At 38.6% G+C, this 9,874-nt stretch carries 9 protein-coding genes; 5 read left to right on the forward strand and 4 right to left on the reverse strand.

The features are described 5' to 3' along the window. The first annotated feature begins 25 nt into the window (after positions 1 to 25). Positions 26 to 1,240: a DNA polymerase IV gene (locus BN1243_RS02725; RefSeq protein ID WP_062104739.1), complete on the forward strand. Its 1,215-nt coding sequence runs from the start codon at positions 26 to 28 to the stop codon at positions 1,238 to 1,240. Here BN1243_RS02725 and BN1243_RS02730 read toward each other — a convergent pair whose 3' ends face one another. Both BN1243_RS02730 and zwf read right to left on the reverse strand, forming a co-directional pair. Next, complete coding sequence (locus tag BN1243_RS02730) at positions 1,241 to 1,678, reverse strand: YueI family protein (RefSeq protein ID WP_062104740.1); 438 nt, start codon at positions 1,676 to 1,678, stop codon at positions 1,241 to 1,243. 111 nt (positions 1,679 to 1,789) lie between these two features. Beyond that, positions 1,790 to 3,271, reverse strand: coding sequence for a glucose-6-phosphate dehydrogenase (gene zwf / locus BN1243_RS02735; protein ID WP_062104741.1), 1,482 nt, complete (start codon positions 3,269 to 3,271; stop codon positions 1,790 to 1,792). Positions 3,272 to 3,432: 161 nt separating this feature from the next. On the opposite strand from zwf, the gene rnz reads away from it, so the two are divergent. Continuing rightward, on the forward strand, positions 3,433 to 4,362 hold the full coding sequence (rnz, locus tag BN1243_RS02740) for a ribonuclease Z (RefSeq protein WP_062104742.1): 930 nt from the start codon (positions 3,433 to 3,435) through the stop codon (positions 4,360 to 4,362). 29 nt (positions 4,363 to 4,391) lie between these two features. Here the strand turns inward: rnz and namA are convergent, their stop codons facing one another. Then, a complete protein-coding gene (gene namA / locus BN1243_RS02745) occupies positions 4,392 to 5,411 on the reverse strand; it encodes an NADPH dehydrogenase NamA (RefSeq protein WP_062104743.1) in 1,020 nt (339 codons plus the stop codon). Between the two features lie 90 nt (positions 5,412 to 5,501). Then, positions 5,502 to 6,323 (reverse strand): pyrroline-5-carboxylate reductase, encoded by an 822-nt coding sequence (gene proC, locus BN1243_RS02750; RefSeq protein WP_062110331.1) that lies wholly within the window; start codon positions 6,321 to 6,323, stop codon positions 5,502 to 5,504. 230 nt (positions 6,324 to 6,553) lie between these two features. On the opposite strand from proC, the gene BN1243_RS02755 reads away from it, so the two are divergent. From BN1243_RS02755 to BN1243_RS02765, 3 genes are all read left to right on the forward strand, one after another. After that, a complete protein-coding gene (locus tag BN1243_RS02755) occupies positions 6,554 to 7,351 on the forward strand; it encodes an SDR family NAD(P)-dependent oxidoreductase (RefSeq protein WP_062104744.1) in 798 nt (265 codons plus the stop codon). Between the two features lie 17 nt (positions 7,352 to 7,368). Next, on the forward strand, positions 7,369 to 7,824 hold the full coding sequence (locus tag BN1243_RS02760) for a GNAT family N-acetyltransferase (protein WP_062104745.1): 456 nt from the start codon (positions 7,369 to 7,371) through the stop codon (positions 7,822 to 7,824). A gap of 325 nt (positions 7,825 to 8,149) precedes the next feature. Next, on the forward strand, positions 8,150 to 9,412 hold the full coding sequence (locus BN1243_RS02765) for a Y-family DNA polymerase (RefSeq protein ID WP_062104746.1): 1,263 nt from the start codon (positions 8,150 to 8,152) through the stop codon (positions 9,410 to 9,412). Positions 9,413 to 9,874 lie beyond the last annotated feature (462 nt).

The following is a 9,874-nucleotide window of genomic DNA, read 5'->3' on the forward strand; positions in this document are numbered from 1 at the left end:
TTTTTTTCTATAGAAGGTGATTAAAATGAAGCAGTTCTATCCTAAAAATGGACGAGTCATTTTACATGTAGACATGAATAGTTTCTTTGCATCTGTTGAAATGGCCTATGATCCCTCTTTAAAAGGTAAACCGCTTGCAATTGCTGGCGATGAGAACAAAAGAAGGGGGATCGTAGTTACTAGTAGTTATGAAGCACGTAAATACGGTGTCCGGACAACAATGCCACTTTGGGAAGCTAAAAAATTGTGTCCGAATTTAATTGTTCGACAACCAAATTTTGAACGGTATCGAACAGCTTCTCAAGCGATGTTTAATGTGTTGCAGCAATTTTCGCATTTAGTTGAGCCTGTTTCTATTGACGAAGGGTATGTTGATATTACGGAATGCCAAGAATTGGGAACTCCTATGGAAATTGCTAAAACTATCCAAAGGAATTTATTAGAAGAACTTGATCTTCCTTGCAGCATTGGAATTGCACCGAATAAATTTCTAGCCAAAATGGCCTCAGATATGAAAAAACCACTTGGAATATCTATTTTACGAAAAAGAGATATTCAAAAGGTTCTTTGGCCTTTACCTGTTATTGAGATGCACGGTGTAGGTGAAAAAACAGCCGAAAAGCTATCCAAATTGGATATTCGAACAATAGGAGAATTGGCACTGGCAAGTGAGTTAATACTTAGAGCGAACTTTGGTATTCGTGGTCTTAAATTAAGAGAACGTGCCAATGGAGTGGATGGACGTCCCGTTGATCCACTTGCATATTCCGAAAATAAAAGCGTTGGCAGTTCAGTTACTTTACCAAAGGATATGACTAATCAGTCTGATCTTTTCGATGTTCTTGAGAATTTAGCAAAGAGTGTTTCGGACAGAATGCAGCGAAAAGGATATATGACGATGAACATATCTGTGACTATTCGCTACAAAGATAGGAAGACAATTTCTAGAGGGAAGAAATTGAATAATCCCATTAAGAATAGTCAAGAGATTTTTCAAGCTGCCAAGCCATTATTTGTGGAAAACTGGAATGGTGATCCAGTGAGACTTCTCGGCATAACTGGACAGGATTTAGTAGATGAAGATCAGGCTTACGAACAGCTGGACTTATTTACATATGAAAAAGCGGCCCAACAGGAGCCGCTCTACCGAGTGATGGATAAAATTCATGATAAATTTGGTAAACACAGTCTTCAAAAAGGACGGGACTTAAAAAATAAACAAAGAAAACCTGGTCTATAGTTATTTCTTTAAAAATCCAACTAACCCTGAAAGAATCCCATTTTTTTTCTTAGGAACCTGTTCTGGTTCTTTCTTTTGAATATAGATCTCGTCCTTATCAATCGCATAATCATAAGTTAGTACAAGGCCAATGTTCGTTTCATGAGTTCTGTCAGTCACTATGGAAAAAGCTATATTATGTTTCGTTGCAGTTGCTATATAATCTGACAAATAGCTGTAATCCAAATCGCCATTTAACAACAAGGTTGCCTTCGGATTTTCTTTCATAAATTGTTCGACTTCGGGATAAACTCCTTTTTCCATGACTTGGCCATTTGTTAGCGTAACCACGATTCTTTCGCGTAAAGTCCCAAGGTATTTCTTACGTTCTTCCGGTTTTGTCTGTTTAGCCCCATAAATTCCTTTTTGTAAGTATTCATCAACATTAGACTTTTCCACGGAAAATACACCTCCGCGATAATATATTCGTTACAGACTTAGGTGGTTCACTTTGAGAACGGTAACCCGGTGATAATATATCACCGGGAAAAACTGTATAAATGTTCTAGCCTAATTAGTTACTGGCCACCAGAAAAAGCCGTCTTGTTCAAGTAACTGATCTGCTTCCTTTGGCCCCATCGAGCCTGCTTCATAATTAGGGAAGGAGGCTTTATGCGATTCCCACACTTGACTTACTTTATCAACAAATTGCCATGAGAGGGCAACTTCATCCCAATGTGTAAAGTTGGTCGCATCACCACGCAAGCAATCGTGTAAAAGTTTCTCATAAGCCTCAGGAGTATTGTAACCAGCAATATCATTAGTTGAAAAGCTAAGTTTAACTGGTGTTGTCTCCATCGTTTGTCCTGTATTTTTTGCATTTAGGTGAAGGGTAATACCTTCCTCAGGCTGGATATGAATGACAAGCAAGTTTGGAGCCAACTTTTCGTCCGAATTATAATATAAATTCATTGGAACATCTTTGAATTGGATGATGATTTTTGTTGATTTGGCAGTCATTCTTTTACCAGTTCGAATATAGAATGGAACTCCAGCCCAACGGAAATTATCAATCATTAGTTTTCCGGCCACATACGTATCCGTATTTGAATCAGGATTGACGTTTAATTCTTCGCGATAACCTGAGATTCTTTTTCCGTCAATCTCCGCAGGTCCATATTGTCCTCTTACAAAATAATTTGGAACTTCTGTATCTTTAATCGGTCTTAGTGCTCGAAGCACTTTTACCTTTTCACTGCGAATTTCTTTAGGATTTAGCTTGATTGGAGGCTCCATCGCGAGTAAGGCAACCATCTGAAGTAGATGGTTTTGTACCATGTCTCTTAAAGCTCCACTTTTTTCATAGTATCCACCACGCTCTTCAACACCTAGCATTTCACTTGATGTGATTTGAATATTAGAGATAAATCGATTGTTCCAAAGTGGTTCAAAGATAGCGTTGGCAAACCGAATAACTTCGATATTTTGTACCATTTCTTTCCCAAGGTAATGGTCAATTCGATATACATCATTTTCGGAAAACACGTTGCGAATTTGCTTGTTTAATTCGATTGCAGATTCAAGGTCATGACCGAATGGTTTTTCAATAACCAATCTATGAAAACCTTCAGTATCCGTTAAGCCATCCTTTTTAAGATGTTCCGCAATTGTTCCGAAAAATTCTGGAGCCATCGCTAGATAAAAAACTCGGTTACCTTGAAGCGAATAATTCTGATCCAACTTTGTAGCAAGATTTTTCAGTTCTATGTATGATGCCGAGTCTGCTACATCATGAGCTTGATAATAAAAATGAGAAATAAACTCATCGATACGCTCCGCATCTGGGATTGATGTAAGGACAGAATCCTTCACATGGTTTCTTAATATTTCATCGGACCACGGTCGTCTCGCTACGCCGATTACCGCAAAATGTTTGGCAAGTTTCTTTCTTTGGAAAAGATGATAAAGAGACGGGTATAGTTTTCTTTTTGCCAAATCTCCCGTTGCTCCAAAAATCATAATCAAGGATGCAGGTGTCTCAGATTGAATCATTTTGTAAACCTCTCTTTTCTTGTGTAAATCACATTATTGTACTAGCTACATTTTACCAATTATGATAGAAAAAGACGAATTATGAGATAGCTATTTAAGGATTATATCATTATTTTTTAGGTAAATATGGTAAAATAGACAAAAATATAAGGGGGTTAAGAATGAAACTATTATTCCTTGGGACAGGAGCTGGAATGCCGGCTAAACAACGTAATGTGTCTTCCCTCGCATTAATGCTCCAACAAGAACGAAATGCCGTTTGGCTTTTTGATTGTGGCGAAGCAACTCAACACCAAATATTGCATACATCTTTAAAACCCAGTAAGATTGAAAAAATCTTTATCACCCATTTGCATGGAGACCATATTTTTGGATTGCCAGGACTTTTGGGAAGTAGATCTTTTCAGGGTGGTATCACAGAATTAACTTTATATGGACCAAAAGGAATTAGAGATTTTGTTGAAACAGCACTCAAAGTTAGTCAAACTCATTTGAAATATTCTCTCACGATCGAAGAAATCGATGAAAGTATCATATTTGAGGATGATCAATTTCTTGTTGAAGCTATGCTTCTTGATCATGGTTTGCCTAGTTTTGGATATCGAATAACCGAAAAAGATAAACCCGGAAAGTTGGACGCAGAACGACTTGCCGCGGATGGTATTCACCCCGGCCCCATTTATAAAAGCTTAAAAAACGGTGAAACCGTTATGCTTGATAATGGTAAAGTTATTCAGGGAAAGGATTATCTTGGGCCTAGCCAAAAAGGCAGGGTCATTACAATTCTTGGAGATACCCGTCCGTGCAGGAATGCTTTTAACCTTGCTAAAGATGCAGATGTACTCGTTCATGAAGCGACATTTGCTGCTGGTAGTGAAGAAATGGCAAGTGAATATTTTCATTCGACAACTGCTCAGGCAGCAACACTTGCTCAAAATGCTGAGGTCCAGCAATTAGTATTGAATCATATTAGCTCAAGGTATTTAAAGGAAGATTGGGACGGACTAACCAATGAAGCAAAAGTAACTTTTCCTAATACGAAAATGGCCTATGATTTCTTTGAAATAGCGATTGCCCCACCTAAAAGATGATGGAGGCGGGCAATCGTTATGTTCGATTATTAGTTCCAACCGCGCTCATATTGTTTCGGAGGTTGTAATTTGAAACCAAGTTCCTTTGCCGCAACTTGTGGCCAATAAGGATCACGCAGAAGCGCGCGAGCAAGGAAAATAAGATCGGCGCATTGCTTTTGCAAGATTTCTTCAGCTTGGTTTCCACTTGTGATAAGACCAACTGCACCTGTTGGTATAGCTGCGTCCTTACGGATGATTTCCGAAAATGGTACTTGATAACCTGGATAAGCTTTTATGTTTGCAGGCACTACTGCTCCAGAACTAACATCAATCAAATCAACTTTTTGAGCTTTCATCCACTTTGCCATTGTTACGTAATCAATTGCCTTAAGGCCTTCTTCATGATAATCATTCGCTGATATGCGAACGAAAAGTGGGCCATTCCAAAAACGTTTTACTTCGTCAATAATCTCTTTTAAGAAACGATAACGATTTTCCTGTGAACCGCCATATTGATCAGTTCGTTTGTTCGTGAGCGGTGATAAAAATTCATTGATTAGATAACCATGAGCAGCATGGATTTCTAAACAATCAAATCCAGCTTTTTTTGCTCTTTCCGCCGCTTTCCCGAACGCTTGGACGGTGTTTTTAATTTCCTCGGTAGTCATTTCTTTCGGAATCTTCATGTTTTCATTAAAGGGAAGGGCACTAGGAGCAAGAATCTCTCCTTCTAGCACTGCTTTTCTCCCAGCATGAGCAATCTGAATGCCCGCTGCTGCCCCATGAGCCTTGATCATTTTCGTTAATTTTTGTAAACCTTCGATATGATCATCACTCCAAATCCCCAAGTCTTGTGGACTGATTCTACCTTGAGGTGTAACAGCTGTAGCTTCGACGATAATCAATCCTACTTGTCCCACTGCTCTGCTACTATAGTGAGTATAGTGCCAGTCGTTAGCCATGCCGTCTTGATTTTCGCAAGAATACATACACATAGGTGACATGACAATACGATTTTTCAATGTTAGATCTTTAATTGTATATGGTTCAAAGAGCTTATTTGTCATTACTTACTCCCCTTTAATGTAGCTTTACCAAATATTATAGCAATAGAGGGAATTTAACGACAGTTACATGCTTGTTAATAGCTTGCCCCACTAGTCTTGGAAAGTAAACATTTCTCCTAATTTCTTGGAATGGTCAGTAGCTGCTTTTATGCAATCTGTGAAAGCTGAATCAACATTCCGATCTTTAAGGATTTGTATACCTGCTTCTGTCGTACCACCTGGACTTGTTACTTTTTTTCTAAGTTCCTGAGCTTCCATGCCACTCGTCTGCAACATTTCTGCTGCACCCGCAATGGTTTGGATAATCAATTCTCTTGCAGTGGTTTGTTCAATTCCTAGTTCTTGGGCGGTTTTTTCCATTACTTCTACAATGTAGTAAAAGTAGGCTGGACCACTACCTGCTAACCCAGTTACAATATCTAGTTGTTTTTCCTCTACTTCTGTCGTTATGCCTACTGATTCAAAGACTATATTCGCTAATTGTTTTTGTTTATCAGAAACGAAGGGGTTAAAGCTAATAGCTGTTGCTGATTTGCCTACACTTGCTGAAGTATTCGGCATCGCTCTAGCAACAGCGCAATCTTTGTTCAATGTGTTATTGATTATGTTCATTGAAACCCCAGCCATGACGGAAACGATAAAAGTGTGTTCATTTGTATAGGGAGCTAATTTTTTTAAAATTTGTACGGCATCCTTCGGTTTAACAGCCATGATGATCATATCAGGATTATGAGAAATCTTCTGCAAATCATATGTTGTTTGAATCCCATATTTATTTTTTAATTCTGATAATCTAGATTGCGACATGCGATTGGTTACAAAAATATTGTCATTCGCACAAATCTGTTTTTGGAGCATTCCAGAAATAATCGCCTCGGCAATTGATCCAGCTCCTATAAATGAAATCTTCATTTTTTTCCTTCTTTCAATTTGAAAAATAAAAAACCCATTCTCCACTTAAAGAGAATGATTCCTTCTGTGAATGAATAAAATTGTATCTTTGATTATGCAAATCAATAGAATGATTGTCAAGACAATTGCGTACATTTTTCCGACTGGTTTGAAGAATATATCTTTTATTGGTGATGTTGCTCTATTATAATGATGGGTATTAATAATCGGATAAAGGAATAGATGACTTGATGAAAAATAAGGATTTAGAAGGAAAGACAGTCGTTATTACAGGGGCTTCCGGCGGGTTAGGAGAATATATCGCATACAAATGCGCTGAAAATAAAGCCCGTCTTTTTTTACTCGCTCGAAATGAAGATCGGCTTAATCGGGTTGCAAATCGTATACGAGAGGAGCATGGTATCGATTGTACGGTCATGGCTTTGGATGTTTCTGATTTGAGAAAAATCCCGTCAATTTTCGAAAGAATTTATGAAGAAGTTGAAGCTATTGATGTATTAATCAACAATGCTGGCTACGGTATTTTTGCTGAAGCAGAGGATTTGAAATTAACCGATCTTGAGAGGATGTTTTCTATCAATGTGTTAGGCTTGATTTCTTGCACAAAAGCAGTTATTCCATCTATGCGTAAAAGACAATTTGGCCATATTATTAATATTGCTTCTCAGGCAGGAAAACTTGCTACTCCCAAATCCAGTGCTTACGCTGCTACAAAGCATGCTGTACTCGGGTTTACAAACAGCTTGCGTATGGAAATGGTTAGATTCGGTGTTTATGTCACTGCTGTTAATCCAGGTCCTATTCGTACGGAATTTTTCCGGTATACCGATCCAGAAGGAGCTTATTTAGAAAATCTTGGCCGTGTTGTTTTAGAGCCAGAAAAGGTAGCTGAGAAAATTGTTCAAGTGATCTTTACAAAAAAGCGTGAAATTAATTTGCCTTGGTGGATGAACTGGACAAGTATACTCCACACTTTAATGCCCAACACTGTAGAACGCTTGGGGAGAAAAGCTTTCTTTAAAAAGTAAATTAAGGAGGAGCACAAATGAAAATTAGGGAATTAAATATAAATGAGGAGCCTCCAATCGATTTATTATTAATGGCTGACCCATCCGAGAGATTGATAGAGGAATATTTGAAACGTGGGAAATGTTATATAGCTGAAAATTATCAAGCAATAATCGGAGTATATGTTTTACTTCCTACAAGACCAGATACAGTTGAGTTAGTTAATATTGCTGTTACTGAGAATGAACAAGGAAAAGGTATTGGAAGGCAGTTGCTTTTGGATGCGATTCAAAAAGCAAAAGCAAGAAACTATAAAACTATTGAGATCGGAACAGGTAATTCAAGTATTGGGCAATTAGTGTTGTATCAAAAATGTGGATTTCGCATTACAAGTGTGGATCGTGATTTTTTTATACGCCATTACGAGGATGACATTTTTGAAAACGGAATCTGGTGTAGAGATATGATACGCCTATCCCAAGATGTAAACTGATTAGTTATGTTGATTAAAAGAAAGAGGATGTCCATTTGTTTATTTGGACATCCTCTTTCATGTCCGTTTAAATACCCTCTTCTGATCAGCTGATTAAGAGATGTATTGCCCCGACCAATCTCGAATAAAAGTGTGGAAGGGGACATGAGAAGGCAAACCTATAGAAAGCCCCAAAAATGTATATTCAGGCACATTGAACTAGTTGAAAGGTCATTTTGCTATATCCAATATTTGGAAATGCAATTTTATTGATCAAAAAGGCATACTTTTGTATTATAATGCATAGTATAGGAACGTATGTTTCTCCTTGGAGGGTGGCGGTATAATGGATATTGATTACGGTACACTTCCACATAAAAAAATACTATGCATTGATATGAAGAGTTTTTATGCAAGCTGTTCGGCGGTGATGAAAGGACTTGATCCTTTAAAATGTCATCTCGCTGTCATCGGAAATTTAAGTCAGCCAGGTAGTATCGTGCTTGCGGCAACCCCTCCTATGAAAAAGGACTTCGGTATTAAAACGGGGTCACGCCTTTTCGAAATACCAAACGACAGTCGAATTATACTTGATGAGGCAAAGATGAGTACGTATTTACGTATTTCTACTGAAATTATTCGCCTATTCAATCGCTATGTCCCGAAAGATGCCATCCATGTATACAGTGTAGATGAAAGTTTCATTCAAATTGATGGAACAAGCGAATTGTGGGGAGAGGCTCATACCGTTGCTAAAAAAATTAAAGATGAATTATTACGGGAATTTCAACTTACTTGCGCAATTGGGATCGGACCCAACATGCTTCTTTCTAAATTGTGTCTTGACCTTGATGCTAAACATGATGGAATTGTTGAATGGACATATGAGGATGTTCCGCAAAAATTGTGGAAAGTATCTCCGCTTAGGAAGATGTGGGGAATTGGTAAAAGACTGGAAAAGTCACTGAATAATATGGGGATTTTCACTGTAAAGCAATTGGCTCATTATGACAGAAGTTTACTTGAGAAAAAATTCGGTATTATGGGGAATCAACTTTATTATCACGCATGGGGTGTTGATTTGTCTGAATTGGGTGCGCCGATTATGGAAGGACAAATTAGTTTTGGTAAAAGTCAAATTTTGCTGCGAGATTATAAGGAGAGATCCGAAATCCATTGTGTAATGTTGGAAATGTGTGAAGAGGTGGCAAGGCGAGCACGCGAACAAAAAAAGGCGGGGAGAACGATTAGTCTCGGTATTAGCTACAGTGAAAGGGAGTGGGGAGGTGGGTTCTTACGTTCCTGTTCCATTGAGGAGCCAACTAACACAACGATGGATATTTATCGGGTTTGTTTAAAATTGTTTAATACTTATGACACAGGACAGGCAGTACGGCAAATTTCAATTACTTTGGCTAATATCGCAAATGACGATCATTTCCAACTCAGTTTGTTCGAGCCTGAGAAAGTACGTGAAAAGGAGCTTGGCTATACAGTTGATCATATTCGGCGAACGTATGGAACAGCTTCTCTCTTGCGTGCTGTTTCTTATACGGATGCAGGGACAACTAGAAAACGCTCTGTTCTTGTGGGAGGTCATAAAGCTTAAATAGATTCTCTCGGAAATCATCAGTGTCCCAAAACTTATTGCCAAAATTGTCCCAACGGTGAATGCCGAAAGTTTATTTAAATAGACTCTCGGAATATAGAGGCATAAATTTGCTGAGTTTCCAAAAGATTACTGGGAAATGAGCATTATTGAAGATTTGGTATTTGTTTTCAAAACCTTTTCAAAAAAAGACATGCCAAAGAAGCGTCACATATTTATTTATTTTTTTTATAGGTTGTTTTTGTAAACATTGTTGCTTACCAGGACAGTGCTTGGTTGATTTCCGCTACAGTTGCTCGCTTTCCGCGGGGCGGGCGGTGAGCCTCCTCGGCGTAAACGCCTGTGGGGTCTCACCTGTCCCGCAGATCCCGCGACGGACAGGACGTCCTAGTGTCGGCGTTGGCCACAGGACGTGGCCGTCTTTAGCCGACCAGGAGTCTCGCACTTTCGCTACAATCAACC

Source organism: Bacillus niameyensis, from assembly GCF_001375535.1.
GTDB classification, from domain to species: domain Bacteria; phylum Bacillota; class Bacilli; order Bacillales; family Bacillaceae_C; genus Lederbergia; species Lederbergia niameyensis.

What these genes read in the sequence shown, in the direction of transcription:
- BN1243_RS02725 (WP_062104739.1), top strand. Translation starts at nt 26, where the DNA reads ATGAAGCAGTTCTATCCTAAAAATGGACGAGTCATTTTACATGTAGAC.
- zwf (WP_062104741.1), bottom strand. Translation starts at nt 3,271, where the DNA reads ATGATTCAATCTGAGACACCTGCATCCTTGATTATGATTTTTGGAGCA.
- rnz (WP_062104742.1), top strand. Translation starts at nt 3,433, where the DNA reads ATGAAACTATTATTCCTTGGGACAGGAGCTGGAATGCCGGCTAAACAA.
- namA (WP_062104743.1), bottom strand. Translation starts at nt 5,411, where the DNA reads ATGACAAATAAGCTCTTTGAACCATATACAATTAAAGATCTAACATTG.
- proC (WP_062110331.1), bottom strand. Translation starts at nt 6,323, where the DNA reads ATGAAGATTTCATTTATAGGAGCTGGATCAATTGCCGAGGCGATTATT.
- BN1243_RS02755 (WP_062104744.1), top strand. Translation starts at nt 6,554, where the DNA reads ATGAAAAATAAGGATTTAGAAGGAAAGACAGTCGTTATTACAGGGGCT.
- BN1243_RS02760 (WP_062104745.1), top strand. Translation starts at nt 7,369, where the DNA reads ATGAAAATTAGGGAATTAAATATAAATGAGGAGCCTCCAATCGATTTA.
- BN1243_RS02765 (WP_062104746.1), top strand. Translation starts at nt 8,150, where the DNA reads ATGGATATTGATTACGGTACACTTCCACATAAAAAAATACTATGCATT.